The sequence below is a fragment of the Parabacteroides sp. ASF519 genome (genome assembly GCF_000364265.2).
GTDB lineage: Bacteria > Bacteroidota > Bacteroidia > Bacteroidales > Tannerellaceae > Parabacteroides > Parabacteroides goldsteinii.
Genome location: NZ_AQFV02000006.1, coordinates 5,226,316 through 5,244,744, shown reverse-complemented (window position 1 = coordinate 5,244,744; position 18,429 = coordinate 5,226,316). Strand labels below are relative to the sequence as shown.

The 18,429-nt window shown below is 49.7% G+C and carries 7 protein-coding genes and 1 pseudogene; 2 read left to right on the top strand and 6 right to left on the bottom strand.

The features are described 5' to 3' along the window. Positions 1-41: 41 nt before the first annotated feature. The 4 genes and pseudogenes from C825_RS20935 to C825_RS20920 all read right to left on the bottom strand — a co-directional run bounded on the left by C825_RS20935 (position 42) and on the right by C825_RS20920 (position 8,234). Positions 42-1,711: pseudogene (locus C825_RS20935) on the bottom strand (putative transporter). Between the two features lie 184 nt (positions 1,712-1,895). Then, positions 1,896-3,014 (bottom strand): Sb-PDE family phosphodiesterase, encoded by a 1,119-nt coding sequence (locus tag C825_RS20930; RefSeq protein ID WP_010800035.1) that lies wholly within the window; start codon positions 3,012-3,014, stop codon positions 1,896-1,898. 48 nt (positions 3,015-3,062) lie between these two features. Further along, positions 3,063-4,862 carry a RagB/SusD family nutrient uptake outer membrane protein gene (locus tag C825_RS20925; protein ID WP_010800034.1) on the bottom strand — a complete coding sequence of 600 codons (1,800 nt, stop codon included), beginning with the start codon at positions 4,860-4,862 and terminating at the stop codon, positions 3,063-3,065. An 18-nt stretch (positions 4,863-4,880) separates the two neighbouring features. Next, a complete protein-coding gene (locus C825_RS20920) occupies positions 4,881-8,234 on the bottom strand; it encodes a SusC/RagA family TonB-linked outer membrane protein (RefSeq protein ID WP_010800033.1) in 3,354 nt (1,117 codons plus the stop codon). Between the two features lie 411 nt (positions 8,235-8,645). Between C825_RS20920 and C825_RS20915 the strand changes: the two genes are divergently transcribed. Beyond that, on the top strand, positions 8,646-9,896 hold the full coding sequence (locus tag C825_RS20915; RefSeq protein WP_007652560.1) for an exonuclease SbcCD subunit D: 1,251 nt from the start codon (positions 8,646-8,648) through the stop codon (positions 9,894-9,896). Next, positions 9,893-12,955, top strand: coding sequence for an AAA family ATPase (locus C825_RS20910; RefSeq protein WP_010800032.1), 3,063 nt, complete (start codon positions 9,893-9,895; stop codon positions 12,953-12,955). Before C825_RS20915 ends, C825_RS20910 begins: the two co-directional genes overlap by 4 nt. 6 nt (positions 12,956-12,961) lie before the next feature. On the opposite strand, the gene C825_RS20905 is transcribed toward C825_RS20910, so the two are convergent. Together C825_RS20905 and C825_RS20900 are read right to left on the bottom strand one after the other, a co-directional pair. Next, the gene (locus C825_RS20905; RefSeq protein WP_044215172.1) at positions 12,962-16,294 is read right to left on the bottom strand and encodes an SUMF1/EgtB/PvdO family nonheme iron enzyme; all 3,333 of its coding nucleotides are present in this window, start codon (positions 16,292-16,294) and stop codon (positions 12,962-12,964) included. A gap of 213 nt (positions 16,295-16,507) precedes the next feature. Further along, entirely contained in the window at positions 16,508-18,415 is a 1,908-nt protein-coding gene (locus C825_RS20900; protein ID WP_010800030.1) for a RagB/SusD family nutrient uptake outer membrane protein, read from the bottom strand. Between the last annotated feature and the right edge of the window lie 14 nt (positions 18,416-18,429).

Below are 18,429 nucleotides of genomic sequence, written 5' to 3'. Positions count from 1 at the left end.
GGATTATATTATGGGGAGGGGGAATGAAAGTTCCCCCTTTTTTATGTAAATAACATAATGATTAACTGTGCCGATATCACCCTGATAAACATGGATAAAGGATAGACCGTGGCATAGGCAACCGATGGTTCGTCGCCTTCGACCGTTGTATTGGCATAGGTCAGGGCCATGGGGTTTGCCATACTGCCGCAGAGCATCCCGACGTTGTGCGCATAGTCGAGTTTGAAGAACTGGGAAGCGATGAAACCGACAATCAGGACAGGGACAATCGTCAGCAGAAAACCTAGTCCGACCCATAAAGCCCCTTCCGCCCGGAATACGGTCTCGAAGAAATGGGCTCCTGAATCAATCCCAAGCCCGGCCAGATAGATGACGATACCTAATTGGCGTAGCATCAGGTTGGCACTCATGGTCGTATAAGTAGTCAGATGGAAACGCGGACCGAAAGCACCCATCAGGATACCGACAATAATGGGGCCGCCGGCAATACCCAATTTGATTGGTGTAGTCATCCCCGGCAACATGATCGGCAGGGACCCCAGCAGAACCCCAGTGAGATACCGATAAATACCGCCAGCAGATTCGGGTTATCCAGGCGTTTGATCTCGTCGCCTAGTATTTTACCAACATTGTTGACTGCATTCTTTTCACCGACGATCGTCAGGCGGTCGCCAATCTGCAGATGGAGGGCCGAGTCGGCAACCAGGTCGATACCGGCACGGTTCACACGGGTGATATTGATGCCGTACAGGTTACGTAGTCGGAGCGAACCGAGCTTTACGCCGTTTACCCGGTTGCGGGTAACGACGATGCGGCGGGATATCAGTTGCGAGTCGATTGCATTCCAGTCGATATCTTCTTTGTTCCAGTCGACGTTTTCCTGTTCTCCGAAAAGCACTTTGATGGTTTCGACATCTGATTTATGGGAAATAATCAGCAGATGGTCGTCTTCATGCAGTACGGTGTCGGAGGTAGGGATACTTACTTTTCCGTTACGCCACACGCGGGAAATCACAAAATGTTTCTCCGTCAGCTTCATAATATCTTTGATGCTTTTATCGTAGATAGCTGGGTTGCTGATATGGAATTCGGTGATGTTGGGTTTGGTATTATGTTTTTCTTTATCGTCCGCCAGGTTCTTGTCTCCGAACACTTTTTTCAGTAGGATAATAGCCAGGATAACCCCTATGACTCCCAAAGGATAGGCAACGGCACAAGCCAGTGCCATATCGGTTACTTCCTTATAATCGGCCGGTTCTACCTGTAATAAAGCCTGTTGCGCAGCACCCAGAGCCGGTGTGTTGGTAACGGCTCCGCAAAGCAGGCCGACCATATTCGGCAACGAAACACCGGTTGTCCAATGGAAAACAAGGGTCATGAGCAATCCCAGCAGGATGACGCCCAATCCCATCATGTTCATGGCTACTCCGCCTTTCTTTAAAGAGGAGAAGAAACCCGGACCGACCTGTAACCCTAAAGAGTAGACAAACAGAATCAAACCGAAGCTCTGTGCGAAGTTCAGCATGTCTTTATTGACAACAATCCCGAAATGTCCGGCCAGAATTCCGGCAAAGAATACGAAGGTGATCCCCAGCGATATACCGAATATCTTCTGTCTTCCCAAGAATAATCCCACGGCCGAAACCAGCGAGATAACTATAACAGCCTGCAACATCGTCGGCTCTAAAAAAGCTTCCTGCAACCAATTCATAAGAGAGTTTTTTGTTGAGACTGCAAAGATAGGGGTTTAATTTTGATAATATCATAAGAAATAAAGGGCAATTGGAAAATTGAACAGTAAGGGCGGTTCGCTAACCGCCCTTACCAACGACGTTACGTTCATTCAAATCTGATAATTATTGAAATATTTAAAACAGATAATTTGAGGTAACACCTTAGAACAGCCGGACCTCTAATCTCTTTTCCGGACTGATAATCATATTCTCGACCAGGTAAGACACCGATTGGTTGCTGTTTGCTTTAGGTTGTATGACAAGTATCGTTTCTCCGGCGGGTATTTTGATTGTTTCCGGATAACCGTTTGCGTTCTTATCTGTTTTCCGGAGGAAGAAGGGGACATCTGTATGGTTCACGATACTCCGGTATGAACGTTCGGGGGTGGAGTGGTGGACCGGTTTCATTTCGACGGAAGCCTCGAAGAACTTTTGCAGTAAATCTTCTTTTCCCATCAGAGTGTCATAGAACCATATCAGGGTACGGCGGTCGAAAAGAGCTTCGCGGATTCCTTCTTCCGTGCGGTCTTTCGACAGGACAAGCGTCATCGGACGGTGGCTGGTGGTGCGGAAATCATATAAGCGTTCGATTACGTCGTGTACATCGGTGTTGCAAAGTAAGGTCAGGTTCTTTTCGTTTACCCAGTTCAGGGCGACCGGATACCATTCAAATTCGTTGAATACTTCGATGCCGTTCAGCCAGCCTTTCTGGTAGAGCGTTTCGTGTACGTCGTGCCATAGGATAGAGTCGACACCCCATCCCGGATGATTCCATTGGATGAAGGCACCCTGGTTGTGGGCTTCTTCGATTGCTTTCATGTAATCTTTCTGGTCGAGCGCATTTACATCTTTGACAAACAGGGCGTTCAGATGTCCGGGAGGCATCGAGCGAGTGATTTCGCCCCCTTTTATCAGGATGATTTCCCGGCGGTCCGCTTCCTCTTTTGCCAGGTCGAAGGAATAATTATGATTTCCTTTTTCTACACCGGGACGCGCCGGCTGCCCTTCGATATGGTCGGTGATGGCGATGGCGTCGAGACCTTCTTCCCAGGCTTCCTGTATCCGCAATGTCGGCCATACGATGCCGTCGGAGAAGATTGTATGGATATGGAAATCACATTTCAACAGGTTATATCCGTCTATTTCGGGTAACCGGATTTCCTTGCGTGCCTTCACTCGCTCTTTTCCTGCTTTTATTTGTTTGGGTAGCGCATCCTGTGCATGGCTACATACGCTTACCGCCATGAATGATAAGGCGATTAATACATTTGTCGTTTTCATATATTCTTGTTTTTAGTATTATTATCTTATGTCTATGTATCACTTGTTTTATTCCCACCCGAACAACTGCGGAGCCAATGCCGGATTCAGGTCGACCTCGTGTTTCGGGACGGGGCGGTAATAGAATTTGGGTTCCTGGAAGGTGCCCATGTCTTTAATCGTCAGGATATTTCCTTTTGTCCCTTCGGCCAGGTAAACAGTCGCATTCGTGTCATCGATTGTGCCGGTTTTGTAATATACCAGCTTTTTACCCAGCGAATTGGTTTCCTTATCCGCTTCAGCGGGGATATCCTGTGAGGAAGGAATCAGGTAAATATCTTCTACTCCGTCGCCTGTCAGGTCGAATTTGCCTAAGGAAGGGAAGTAGAGGCCTTCGGGTTCTTTTTCCAGTAATTTGCCGGATTTCCAGCGCATCAGGTCATCGTAGCGGAAACCTTCGAGGGCCAGTTCGACACGGCGTTCGCGGCGTATCTCCTGTAAGGTGGAGGAGATGCCAGGGAAGGCTTTCTGCATGACCGGGTCGGCTGCCGGATTTAGTTTCAGGGGAGGGATGCCGGCACGCGAACGGAGGCTGTTGATTGTTTTATCCAAATCGTCCTGGGTTAATTCACCCAGTTCGGCACGGGCTTCGGCATAGGTTAGCAGTACTTCGGCGTAACGCAGTACAGGGTAGTCGATGCCCTGGTAATAATCCTCGTCCTTATTATTGATGAAACCTTTGATTTGGTGGTAGCCGGAGAAGTTCTTGTTCAGATTCTGCACATAGATGCCGGCTCCCGGGGCATAGGTCATCGTGTTGATCAGTTCCCATCCCGGCCAGGCGAGTGTCTGCCACATACGCGGGTCGCGGTTCTGAAATTCTTCCACGAACTGTTTGGTTTCATAACCCGGCTGGGCGGAGTAGTAGGTACCATCTTTCATCAGGTAAGATTGTACCAGATCTTTGGTCGGGCAAGGGATATAATTACCGAACATGAAAGCCCAGAAGCCATTCCCTTTTATCTTTCTGTCGAAATAAGTGGCCAGAATGATTTCCGGATTGCTGCTCAGGTCGGGGCTTTCAAACAAGGTGTGGTAATCGTTATCCGTATCGCCGGTCGTATAGATACTGAAGCCTCCTTCGTTCATGATTTGGAGAGCGGCATCAGCGGCTATTTTCAGATAGGTGTTGGCTGAACCCTGCAAATTCAGTTCGTCGTGATATTTGCGATAGGTACCTTCGTACAGCGCATGGCGTGCCATATAGGTGAGGACTACCCATTTATCCACGGCGCCTGTTTCCTGGCCGGTCTTCACATGCTCGGCGGCAAACCGGTAGTCTTCAAATATCTTCTGGATGACAACGTCGCGGGAGTCACGAGGTTTGTACAAGTCTTCGTCTGAGGTAGTCAGCGTTTTGTCGTACCAGGGCACGTCGGAGAAACGTTTTACCTTGTCCATATAGAAACGGGCCCGGAAGAAGCGGGCTACTCCCTGGTAATGGGCAAGCACGTCTTCGGCTACGGTAGCCTTTTCGCAGTTATCGAGGAAAAGATTGATTGTGCGTAATTTCTCCCAGTCCCATCCGGAACTCACCGTTGTCGAATTGGCGTTGGTCGAAATCATGATGTTCTTTACTTCCACAACGTCTGTCGTTGCCTGGTTGTCGGTTCCGGCATCGGCTGTGTAATTGTTGAAGTTTGGGAAGTCGTACAGGTTGTAACAATACATTTTCAAGTCCTGCTCCGTATTGAAGTAACTGTCTACGCCAATCTCCGTCTGCGGATGGCGTTCCATAAAATTGTCGTTGCAGGAGGCAGATGCGAGGCACGTAAGAAGCGTTGCCAGGTAATATAACTCTTTTTTCATTGTTGCTTTTTTTGATGATTAGAATGTGACATTGACGCCGAATGAGTATTGGCGGTTGAACGGATAGACATAACCGTAGTTGGATTCGTCGGTAACGGCTTCGGGGTCGAAATATTTCTTCAGAGCACTCCATTCGAAGATGTTATCGCCGCTGACGAATACGCGTACCCGGCTCAGATGCGCCTTCCGGGTCCATTCGGATGGCAGAGTATATCCCAGCGTGATATTCTTGATACGCAGGTAAGCGCCGTTCAGCAAATAGTTGGTCTGCGGGATAGCCAGGCCCATTGACTGGTCGATATCGGTACCCAGGTTCTTGTCGGCGAGCCATGACTGGAGCACCGGATAACGGGCATTCAGATTCTGGTTTGCCAGCCCGGCATTGATATAGGACTGTGAGTGTTTGGCCATATCCACATCGCTGTCGGTTGTCGGGCGGTAGAAGTCGAACAGGTGTTCGGGGCCGCCGGCATACGGCTGCTGGTAGAATCCCCAATAGAGGTAACTCATCGGATAATAATCGCGTTTGGCAATCCCCTGGAAGAAGGCCGACAGGTCGAATCTGTTCCATTCGGCATTCAGGTTGAACCCGAAGCGGAAGCGGGGAGAAGAGTTTCCAATGACACTCAGGTCGCCCGGGTCACCTACGGTGACGCTTCCCTTGGTGATTTTCTTGTCACCGTTCAGGTCCTTATATTTCGGCCATCCGTTGACGATTTCCAGAGCACCCCAGGGGATGATGGACGACTGGTCGAGGTTCTTGATTTCATCTTCACTCTGGAAGAAACCGTCGCTTTGCAATCCCCATATTTCGCCCAGTTCCTGTCCTTGGTAATATTGGGTAAGGCTCCCGTTCGGGTTGTCGAACCGGGTAATCCACGAACGGTTATCCGAGAGCATGAATTTGACACCCCAGTTGAACGGTTTGCCGTCCAGCTGGAACTGGTCGCGGTAGCCGACTGTCAGCTCCCAACCGGTTGTTTTCATGTCGGCGGCATTCTCTTTCGGTTCGCTGGCGCCGAGTACGCCCGGAAGTTCTTTACCCAGCGTAAGCATTCCTTTGGTGTCGCGGCGGTACACATCGACAGTGGCTGTCAGTTTATTATCCAGGAAAGCCAGGTCGAGACCTCCGTTCAGGGTACGCACTTCCTCCCAGGTGTAATCCGGAGAAACCAGCGAAGGAGGGGTTACCACCTGCTGCAATTTGCCGTTGATGATGTAATTACCCAGCTGTGAACTCATGGCCGGGATATAACCGTATTCCCCGACAAGCTGGTTACCCAGCGAACCGTATGAAGCGCGCACCTTCAACTGGCTGACGGTCGAAAGGAAAGATTCGAAGAACGGTTCGGCATCCACGCGCCAGGCAGCGGAAGCAGAAGGAAAGAACCCGAAACGTTTTTCCTTTGGGAAACGGGATGTTCCGTCGTAACGCCCGTTCACTTCGAAGATATAACGGTTGTCATACGTATAGTTGGCACGGAAGAAAAGCCCGCGGATGGCCCAGTCGGCATATTGCTCGCTGACGAATTGGTCGCCCGACGACAGTCCGATGGACGGGAGTGAGGTCGAGATGATTCCTTCGCGTTCGGCTTTGTACCAGTTCCAGCGGTTGTATTCCTGGTTGAAACCGAGGATACCGGTCACATAATGTTTGTCGAAAGCCTTGTTGAAGGTCGCAAACAGTTCCAGTACGCTGTAATAATCGTTGGTCGTGCTTTTGTAGGCTTTGCTGTCTCCCAGCTCGCGGATATCGTTCGGCCCGTATCCGATTACATATTTGTTTTTGAACCAGTCGTAATCTTCGTTTCCTTTCATGAAAGTGAAGTTGGCGTTTACCGTCAGCATCTTTTCCCAGAAAGACATCTCGGCGGAGAACGTACTTTGCAGGCGGTTGTATTTGCTTGTTTCTTCGCCGCCGTCTACCAGCTGGGCCATGGCGATACCGGCGGCATTGTTTGCCCAGGTTCCGTCCGGGTTCTTGTCCCAGTCGGTGGGAGCCAGGTCGTAGAAGATGCTCATGTTCGAGTCGCCGTTCCCTTTCTGGCGGATGCCGTTGCTGTCGATATACGGTTCGCCGCGGCTGGAAAGATAACTCGGTTTGATGCGGTTGGTGGCGACAAACGAAGTGTTGTTCGAGAGCGTCAGCCAGTCCCATATTTTATAACTGACCTTGGCTCGCATACTGTAGCGGCGGTAGTTGTCATTCTTTACGATACCGGCCAGGATACCGTTCTCATCGTCCACACCGCCGGAAAGGTAGAACTTCGTTTTCTCGGTGGCGCCGGAGACCGATAGCTGATGTGTATTGCTGAATGTATTCTTATCCAGGAAATAACGTGTCCAGTCGCGGTTTCCCATATATTCCCACTGCGTTTCGTCGAGCGGGTTGAGGCGTACCGGGTCGGTCCCGTCAGGATTGTCGGAGCGCTGGCGTGCCCATTCCAGGCGTTCGTCGCTGGCGACGTGACCGGAACTCCAGGGAGTGTTGAGTACGGCGATGTTTTTCAGTTTCAGGTAGATATAAGGGTCGGAAGTTTTGTTAGGGAGGATAGAGGGGCGTTTCCAGGCAAAGTTGTTATTGTAGCTTACCTGGATGCGGTCGCTGCTACCCTGTTTCGTGGTTATCAGGATGACACCGAAGGCGGCACGCGCCCCGTAGATGGCTGCGGAGGAGGCGTCTTTCAGCACCGAAAGGGTTTCGATGTCTTCCGGGAGCAACCGGTTCAGTTCTTCGGCATCCGAGGCGACGCCGTCTATCAGGATCAGCGGGCTACCACCGTTGATGGAGGCTTCTCCACGGATATTGATTTTAGCAGCCTGTCCCGGTTCGCCGCTGGTGAAGTCGATGTTCAGGTTGGGGACCATTCCCTGCAAACCTTTTGAAATGTTCGTGATTGGGCGGGCTTCCAGTTGCTTGGCATTAATCTGGTCTACGGAACCGGAGAGGTTCACCTTGCGTTGCACGCCGTAGCCGACAACGACCACTTCTTCCAGTTTCTCGGAGTCGTCTTCCAGCACGACATTGAAAGTCGTTTTGCCGTTGACTACGATGTCCTGTGGTTTGTAACCGATGTAACTAACCGATAATACGGCATCGGAGGGGACTGCCAGGCTGAAATTTCCGTCGACGTCGGTAATCGTTCCGTTACCGCTGGCTTTTTCGAGAACGGTCGCTCCGATCAGTGGTTCGCCGGTCGCATCGGTAACGGTACCGTTCACCTGTATCTTCGTTCGAACCTGCTGGGAGATTGTTACCGGAATGTCATTCTTTGCAGTTACGGTAAAAGGGGTAAATAAGCTGCAAGCCAATAATCCGGCCGGGAGTAGGAGCACACGTCCTACACGCGAGTCAGAAGTAAAATTTGTCATAAATTTGTTCCTTTTTGTTGCTGCAAAAGTAGGGCGCCCGGATTACGAACCGGTTACTGCTGTTTTTCATTACCAAGACAATTCCATAACTTCTCGGTTACAGAACTAAATGCTTGGGAGATAGCTGGATTTGTCTGCCGGGATGCAACCGTTTACCCGGCAGACAGAACGGATTACCTCCCGAGCCACTGGCGTTTTCATCCGATCTTCTTTGTGTTTCACAGCTGTGATACAAAAGAAATCCATCTGTGAAACAAACGGAATCCAACTGTGATATGAAAGGAATCCAGTTGTGATATGCAATACCAGCAGTTATTTTTGTGTTTATATAAAGTCACCGCCAGGCTGTATATGTCTGAATTATCCTTTATCTTTGAATCTTCATTTTAACGGAAACAAGATATACAAACTATGTCTTTAAAGATTATACATACTGCCGACTGGCATCTCGGCCAGACTTTCTTCGGTTACGACCGGGAGGAAGAACACGATGCCTTTCTGAACTGGCTGGTGGATACTCTGGCGGAACAGCAGACGGATGTCCTGTTGATTGCCGGTGATGTGTTCGATGTAGCCAACCCGTCCGCTTCGGCGCAACGCCGTTTCTTTCATTTCCTGAAAGAGGCGAACCGGCGCAATCCGCATTTGCAGGTTATTGTCGTTGCCGGCAATCATGATTCGGCTGCACGGCTGGAATCTCCGATTCCTTTGCTGGAAGAGTTGAATACCTCCATTGTCGGGATTATCCGGCGGACGGAAAGCGGAGAGATTGATTTCGATTCCCTGGTGATACCTTTATATAATAAGGAGAAAAAGCGGGAAGGCTGGTGTCTCGCCGTTCCTTATCTGCGTCAGGGAGATTATCCGGCTCCGGAGGAGGGGCATGATACATATATAGCCGGTATAAACCGCATGTACCGCCAGCTCTATGATTTCGCCGATGCCCGGCGGCAGCCCGGTGAGGCATTGGTCGCCATGGGCCATCTGCACGCTACCGGGGCCGAACTGTCGGACGACGACCGTAGCGAGCGCATCATTATGGGCGGTCTGGAATCCGTCTCTTCGGATACATTCGATGAAGGGTTGGCTTATACGGCGCTTGGGCATATCCATAAAGCGCAGCGGATAGGGGGCAGGGAGAACCTGCGCTATTCCGGTAGTCCGCTGCCGATGTCTTTTTCGGAAACGAACTACCGCCACCAGGTCGTTGCCGTTACGGTGGAAAACGGATGCCTGTCGGATGTCGAACCGCTGCCTGTCCCTTTGTTTGCCGCCTTGCATCGGATTCCGGAGCAGCCTGCATCGCCGGAGGAGGTGGTTGAACAGCTTGCCGGACTGCCTGTTGCTAATCAGGAGGAGGGCGACGAACCGGCTCGTTGGCCGTATGTGGAGGTGCGTGTGTTGCTGACGGAGCCCGACCCGGGATTCCGCCACCGCGTAGAAGAGGCGCTGGCCGATAAAGCGGTCCGCCTGACTTCTATCGTCCCCTCTTATCCGAAACGGGAGGAGGCGGATACGGTCCGTCCGTTGTCTTACAACGATTTGCAACGTATCGCTCCGCTGGATATGCTGAAACATGCCTTTACCAGTAAGTATGGCGGCGAGTTGCCGGAAGATATCGAATCATTGTTCAACGATGTAATGCGGGAGGTTTCTTTATGAAGATATTAGCGATACGGGGCCGTAACCTGGCCTCGTTGGAAGGAGATTTTGATGTTGATTTTACGGCCGAACCCTTGTTGTCTGCCGGAATCTTTGCCATTTCGGGACCGACGGGAGCCGGGAAGTCTACGATATTGGATGCCATGTGCCTGGCTTTGTTTGCCCGTACGCCGCGTACGGACCAGGCAAAAGAGAATAATGTGAGACTGCGGGATGTGAATGAGGAGGTGCTTCCCCAGAGCGATCCCCGTTTCCTGTTACGAAGAGGGACGGCTTCGGGATATGCGGAAGTCGACTTTCTGGCGTTGAACGGTCACCGCTATCGTTCGCGCTGGTCGGTAGGACGTGCCCGCGACAAGGAGAACGGACGTTTGCAGAGTCCCCGCGTTACCTTATATAATATAGATAAGGAAGAAGAAGAGCAGGGAACCCGTTCGGAATTGCAGGCGCGTACGGTAGAACTGATTGGTCTGACCTTCGAACAGTTTACCCGTTCCGTCCTGCTGGCGCAAAACGATTTCTCCACTTTCCTGAAAGCGGAGCAGGGAGAAAAAGCGTCGCTGCTTGAAAAGCTGACAGGCACGGAACTTTATTCTTCGATCTCCCGCCTGATTTTTGAAAAGAATGCCGTTGCCAAAGAGGCTTACGATAAGGTACAGGCCCGTATCCAGGGAATCGAGTTATTGACGGAAGAAGCGGAACAGGAACTGCAAACCCGGCTGAAAGAGTCGGAAGCCGCTTTGTCCGCCCTGGAAAAGGCGAAAGCAGAACAACAGGCTTTGCAGGAGGCTGTTAAATCTACCGGACAGCAGATAGAATCCCGGCAGGTTCAGCAGAAAGAGGCTGCCGCCAAACTGCTCCGGGCTACGGAACTATTGAATACCGCCCGTAAAGAGTACGAACAGGGTATTCAGGATGAACAACGTTCCGAAGCAGACTTCAAAGCCTTGCAACAGGACTTGCAGCAAGCCCGTGAACTGGACGTGCGCCTCGATGAGGTAACCCGTTCGGTGAAAGAAACGGAAACCCGCCTGCGGGATGTGCTCCGGCGGCAGAAGGAGGGAGAGGATAAACTGAAAGCCGCCCGGACCCGACAACAACAAAGCTTGGTCGAGATTACGCGGTTAAGCGACTGGCGCGAACGGTATCGTAGCAAGGAGAGTATAGCTGAACAGTTGGCTGCTTTGCTGTTGCATCTTGATGCAGCTTCCGCAAGTCGCCACACAATGGAAAAGGCCGTGAAAACAATCACTTCCGTTAAACGGGAGGCGGAACGTCAGACTGCACAACTTGTCACTGTTCAGCGCACAATAGAAAGCAAACAACTGGCTTTGCGAAAGACAGAAGATGCTAAAGTTAAATTGGAACAAACCCAAAAAGAAACCGATATAACTGAACTAGATAAACAGATGGATGCTGTTCGTGTGGAACGTGAGAATCTGTTGGTGGAACAGGCCCGGCAGGCTGTTAGCGGGGATGTTTTGGAGTTGCGGGAGAAATTGCAGGAAGGGAAACCTTGTCCGGTTTGCGGGAGTACGCATCATCCGGTAATGGAGGGTAACACACCCCCTGCCCCCTCTCAAGAGGGGAGCCGGATACCCCTTGTTGCAACTGATGGTAACCTTTCCCCTCTTGAGAGGGGGCAGGGGGTGTGTGAAAATCCCATCACACAGGCCATTGCTGCAATGACTTTACAAATCCAGCAATTGAATGCCCGTAAAGCAGCCTATACCGCCAATGAAAAGCAACTAAGCCTGCTTCAACAGCAACTCCTGCAATTGCATAAGGAGCTTACCGAGGCCGACCATATCCGTACAGATTTGCAGGGACGTCAGAAACTGGCTGAGACGCAGATAACCCGTGAAGAAGCGATTCGTGTGGAAAGCCGGGAGACGCTGGAGAAGTCACTCTCCGCCGCCAACCGCCTTTTCGGGAATGACGAATGGCAAAAAGCCTGGCAACAGGACCCGGACTCTTTCCGGGATACCTTAACCACTTTTGCCCGCCAGTGGCATGAAAATACGGAAAAACTGCAACAACTGCAACGGGAGCAGAGTGCCCAAAAAGCCGAATGCGAATCGTACGCCTCTTTCCTCCCTTCGCTGACTAAAGAAGTAGAAGAGGCTACCCTGCGTCACGACAAGAACCGTTCTGAACTTACCGCGCTCCGGGCCGAACGTTCTAAACTGCTTTCCGGTAAGCCGGCCGACCAGGTTGAACAGGATTACAACCGTCGTAAAGAGGAACTGAAAGAGCGCCTGAAACGTCTGCAAGCCGTTCAGACGGAGCAGTCGGGTGTTGCCGATCAGTTGCGGGGTATCTCCGACCAGATTGCCCGCGACCTGGAAAAAGCGTCGGAAGATTTATTGGTCCGCCAAAAGGCTTTGTCCGACTGGTCAGAATCCTGGAATCGGACTCATGAAGGGGAGGTGCTGGAACTTCTTCTTCCCCGTATCACCCAGGAAAAGAATGAATATGCTTTCCGGCTCCGTACCCAATCTGAAAACAAACGGAAGATAGCCAGTCAGCAGGAAGAACTCGAAGCCTGCCGTAAGCAGAGTGAACGTTGGGCGAAACTGAATGACCTGGCAGGTTCGGCCGATGGTGCCAAGTTCCGTCGTATCGCCCAGGGATATACATTGGATGTATTGCTAAGTTATGCAAATGTGCAGTTGCGTGACCTGAGCCGCCGTTACCGATTGGAACGGGTGCCTGAAACGCTGGCTTTGCAGGTTATCGACCGTGATATGTGCGATGAGGTGCGTACGGTGCACAGCTTGTCGGGTGGCGAATCTTTTCTAGTTTCGCTGGCATTGGCGCTTGGGCTGTCTTCCCTGTCTTCCAACCGGATGAAGGTAGAAAGCCTTTTCATCGACGAAGGGTTCGGCTCATTGGATGCCGATACCCTCCGGATTGCCATGGATGCCCTGGAAAGCCTCCGTACACAAGGCCGCAAGATCGGAGTAATCTCACATGTACAGGAGATGACGGAACGTATCCCGGTACAGATTCGTGTGAACCGTGCCGGGAATGGAAGAAGCTATTTGGAGGTGATATGATTGGCTCTACTCTTCAACAATAACCCTGAACCCTACATTGAACGGGCGTTGCCACGGATAATAAGCCTTGCGGATGGCCGAGGTTGAGTACTTCGGGCGTTCACGCCAGGAGCCTCCGCGTACGACCTTCTGTTCCGGTTTGACCTTTTCCGTTTTCTCTTTGAGAGGATAGGGGAGGTAATCGGAACGGGTCCATTCTGCTACGTTACCGTTCATGTCGTATAATCCCCAGGGATTCGGTTTCATGGAAGCGACATCGGCCGATATCAGATGGTGGTCGTTGACTCCCAACTCTTTCGGCAGGAAGTCCCAGAACTGGCGCATCGGATCGTTGGGACGCATCGGTTTGGGATTTACACCGGTGACGGCCAGGTCGACAGTCGTACTGTCTGCCAGGTTTTCGTAGATGCCGAAGTCTGTTTTACGGTCACCGAACCAGAAGTCACCGGCCGATCCTGCACGGGCGGCCCATTCCCATTGTGTCTCTGTCGGAAGGGCGATACGGCATTGATTTTTCTCTCCCAGCTTTTTACAGAAGTCGTTCGCTTCCTCCCAACTCACACGGATTACCGGCTGTTTCGGTAAATTGGCGGCATAACCGGGAGTCGTATGATCTTTCCAGGTCTGACCGATATACCGGCTGTCGTGTTCGGGGAACAGGGCACCGAATTGTTCGTTCGTGATTTCGGTGGTACTCATCCAGAAACCTTCCTTAACCTGTGTTTTGAAGGCAGGTGAGGCAGACGGATCGTTATTGTCACCCATCGCAAAAGTACCGGCAGGAATCCAGACCATATCCAGTGTGATACCCGGAGCAACAGTCAGCTGACGTGGGGACTTGGAGGCTTCGGCCTGTTTCTTTACGGCCTCTTCCTGGCTGAACGGGAAACCTTTGACTTTAATTGTTTTCGTTTTCTTTTTGTCCTTGGTTGTACCTGCGTTGGCTTCGGTTGACGAAGTCGCTCCGGTAGTACCGTCTGTTTCGTTGTTTTCCTTATTTTTCAGCCATGCTGCATAATCCTTAATCTCCTGTTGCCAGTCGACACGTACGCCACTGTACTTCTCTGACAGTTCCATGCGGCGTTCTACCTGGTTCTGGGGAGCTTCCTTTTTCAGGTCCAGTTGGGTGAATGCTCCGAAATAGGGGGCATTCAGGTCGATCCAGGTGTATAAGGTCTGCATGTCTTTTGCCGGTATTTTTACTCCGTGGTGACCTGCTTGCAGGATACGGATCAGTTCGCTGTTATTCGCATAATATTCGTAAGGGCGAAGCACATAGATATCCGATTCCGGTCCCTGGCGGTATACGTAGGGGTGGAGGTTCAGATAACTCTGGTCGTAATGGCGTTCCAGCTTTGTCAGGATGCCACGTTTATAGGTGACCATCTGGTCTTTCCGGAAGTCCGGCTGGGCGATGGTTCCATTGTGGCAGGATACGCAGTTGCGGTCCAGTACCGGTTGCACTTCCAGGCGGAAGGTGAACGGGCGGACGCCTCCTTCGGGCATTTCCAGTTTATGCGGGAGGATAGTGGAGGCGATTGTGCGTTTAGGCATGGCAATCGTGTTCTGATCTTCATGGCAACCCGTGCAGGAGACAATCTCGCCGGGCATACCGGTCAGCCAGCTTCGCATCCATTGGATAGCGGCCCCGTTTTTATCCAGTGGCTGGATAGAGACAGGCGTGTTGGCCGGTATCTTGAACATGACGGAACCGTCTTCTTCAACAGGGACGGTACCGAGAATACGTTTAATATCCCATCCGCTCTGAATACCCTGTGCATCATGGTCGGAAGGGGCGAGGATATAGGCATATTCGTAGGCGAAGATGCGGAGCGATTTGATTGTTCCCCGCGGGACGCCTTGTGTGCCTTCACCTTCATAGATGTCCTGTATAAATACGGTAGCCTCTTTCTCTCCCGGTTTGATTTTCGACGGGATGATAGGCGGTGTTTCCGTTTTTTTCAATGGGATGGGGGCGGTGAGGCCTTCGCCTTCCTGCTCGGTGATCAGGGTAAGGTTGTCGAATATATCCACCAGATAGATTCCCCAAAGTGCGTCGGGACCGGGTTTGCAGGCCACCAGGAAATATTTTTCATTCAAAGGATAAGGCTTCATGAATTGCGGCCATACACCTTCCACCAGTTCGTCTTTGATGATCGGGACGATCGGGCGTTTGCTGAAAGGTAATTCCTGGACCATTCCTTTTTCCTCTTTACGGCTTTTGGCCGGATCGAAGATAATCAGCCGGCCGGAACGAGCTGTTCCGTGATGGCCGGAGATGATACCGACAAAACGGCTGTTGTATTTGGAGAGCGGTTTCATGTCGAATGTACTGTTCGGGAAATAGGAACCGCTTCCGTAGAGTGCTTTGTTTTCTGTCCCGTCCGGATTCATGTGCATAACAATGCGGGAGAAATAATGTGTCAGGTCAGTATATTCCCAGCGGGTGTACATCAGGCGGCCGTTCGGAATGACGATCGGCGCCCAGTTCCCGTCCTGGTCGAATGTCAGGCGATGGATATTTTTTGTTTCCGGATCGTAGGAAACGAGATTGGCAACGACATCGTCCCCATGTACGCAAGGGACGCCGTTATAACCAATATTACAGGTGGCCACCACTTTGCCGTCCGGCAGATAGTTGGCGTCGCAAAATTCGAGGTCCGGTTCATCGACAACTACTTTTTGATGCAGGCCCGTTCCGTCTGTGTTTATTTCATAGATTTGCCACTGGCGGTTCTCATTAAGGGAGGAAAACAACAGCCGGTCTGCATCCCAGTGCAGTTGTATATCTGAGATGGGTACATCCGCTTCCGGCTTATAGATCGTTTTACTTTGAATGTCTCCGCGAAGATTTGAAAGCTGGCTGATTTCTGCATCATATCCTTTCCGGCGGCTGGAGAATAGAGAATTATAGTTGGCAACGGAGGTCCCGAGCGACGGTCCCATCGCTTTGCGTGCCTTATTTCCCAGTCGATAACGGGCTATCAGGATTTTGTCTACGTCGAGTAGCGGATTAGCCAGTATGATTTCCCGCTTGAGGGCGAGCAGTTTTTCTGCTTCGGCAATGGTCTGCCGGGTGGTGTCTTCAGATAAATGCCGGTTTACCCGGGGAAGTAACGTTTCCAGTTCTTCCAGCTTTTGATAGAGTCCGGTTGCTTTGTCTCCCAAGGATGATTTTGTATCGTCCAGATAAGCGCGTATAGCTTCCGGGTTTACCCAGTTGACTTGCTCTTGCAACCGGCTTATCTGTATCTGACGCAACGAATCAGCTTCGGCTGAAGCCTTACCCAGAATTGGGAAAGTTAACAGGAAAGAGCATAAATATGCTTTATATTTCATGTTCATGATATGTTAAAGTTATTCTATTTCAATTGTACAAAACAAATGTATGCCTAAATTGTGTACGGGAACATATAAAATTGTATCAAATGCGATCACTATTATCTCGGAAGGAGGAAATGAGGGTGGAAAAGGCATATGTTTTTTCAGAAGAGAAAAAAGGCCATCCGAATTATCGGATAGCCTCTTTACAATATTAAGTAGGTATCAAAATTATTTGTCTTCCCAACCTTTGTTTTGAACTAAATTCGGATTCATAATTAACTCTTCTTTCGGAATAGGCCAGTAGTAGCGATAGTCATCCCAAGGAAGTGTACCGTTGATTGTGTTTTTATACGGACTTTTTGGATAGCAGATGATAAATCCGTCTTTGTCTGCAAATACAGTTTTACCTAATTCTACTTTTACTGCTATTTCGGGTTTGTCTGTGTGACTTCCATCATACAAATCTTTTACAGCGTTGAAGTTCATGCCACGCAAAGGAACTGTCAATAATTTACCGGCTTTCCAACGCATTAAGTCTTCGTAACGGTGATTTTCAATAGCCAACTCTATACGACGTTCACGACGAATTTCACGTAGTAAAGGGCTAACCGTATAATCAAGCTTTTCTGCATATATCTTATCCAGACGAGGGTCGGCAGGCTCCTTACCAACAGTTAATTTAGCTGTGGGATATTTTGAAAAATCAAAGCCTGCACGTTCACGTAAAGCATTAATTGTCAAATCTATATCAGACTGTGAAAGGGTCCCGTTCAGTTCGTATTTAGCTTCCGCATAATTTAAAAGCAATTCTGCATAGCGAAATTCGATGGCAGCCTGAATACCATTATATAAACGGTCTTCTTCAACGATATCTCCCATCCAATGTTTGATAACACGGTAACCTGTCACGGTAGAACTACTTTGCGAATAACTAAGTCCCGGGTATGTGATGCCGTTTAGTTCTTTATCAACAATACCGGCTTTATATATTGTAACGTGTTCACCCGGACGGCATACTGTTTGCGTTAAACGGGGATCACGGTTTTCCAACTCAGTCCATTTTCCGTAACCAAGGAAGTTCGGATTTTTTTCATAATTACCTTCATTTCCTCCTGTATAGATAGGGCGACCGTCAATACAGAGATACTCATCAATCAGACCTCGTGTTACTCCCATAGATTCACGGTTGGCGTTATTTTGATTGAAATAACGTTGAGCAGCATGTCCGACTTTATTTTCAAGGTAGGTACGAGCTAAAATAACTTCCGGATTATCTGATAAGTCGATTGCAGCAAACATTTTCCAGTAAGTATCTTCTCCGATATTGTAAAGAGAATATTTACCAAGTAATGTTTCGCAAGCTTTTACTGCTTCTTCCAACCATTTGTTGGCAGAATCTTGTAATCCCAATTCTGTATGATATTTGCGGAATGTACCTTCAAACAAACAAATACGTGCTTTCAAGAAATTAGCCTGATCTTTATTTAAACGGTCCACTTCCTGATCTGCTTTTGCCGGCAACCATTCTATCGCTCTATTAATACACATCAAAACAGAGTCCATCACTTCTGCACGGGGTGTACGTGGTGCATATAATTCTTCCGAATCCACATTTAAGTCACGTGTCAACCAAGGTACATCGCCGAAATAGAGTACTTTTTTATAATATTCCCATGCTTTGAAGAAATAGGCTTCACCAGCGTAAGCGTTTTTCTTTTTCTGGCTTAACTCAGCTTTGTCGTAATGTGTAAGGAAAAAGTTTACCTTACGTAGATTCCACCAATACCATCCCGTGCTTTCACCTGCACCTGTCGGAACAACTAATTCGCCAGCTAAGCTACTAAATTCAGATCCTGTTCTTACGCAATTATCAGAGTATACATCTGCATACATAAGTGGACTACCAGTAACACCGAATGGATAGGTATCAGAATCTGCCCAACCGCTTTTATGTCCGATGATATAAAGCGGGTATAAACTATTCAGCATCATCTTTAAGTCTGTTTCCGATTTCCAGAAACTTTCATCGGTAATTTCATCTAACGGATAACGTTCCATGAAATCATCATTACAACCTGGCAGCAACGTGACGGCTATGCCGAGTGCCAGCATATATTTCTTAATATTTAATTTCATAATTTATAATATCG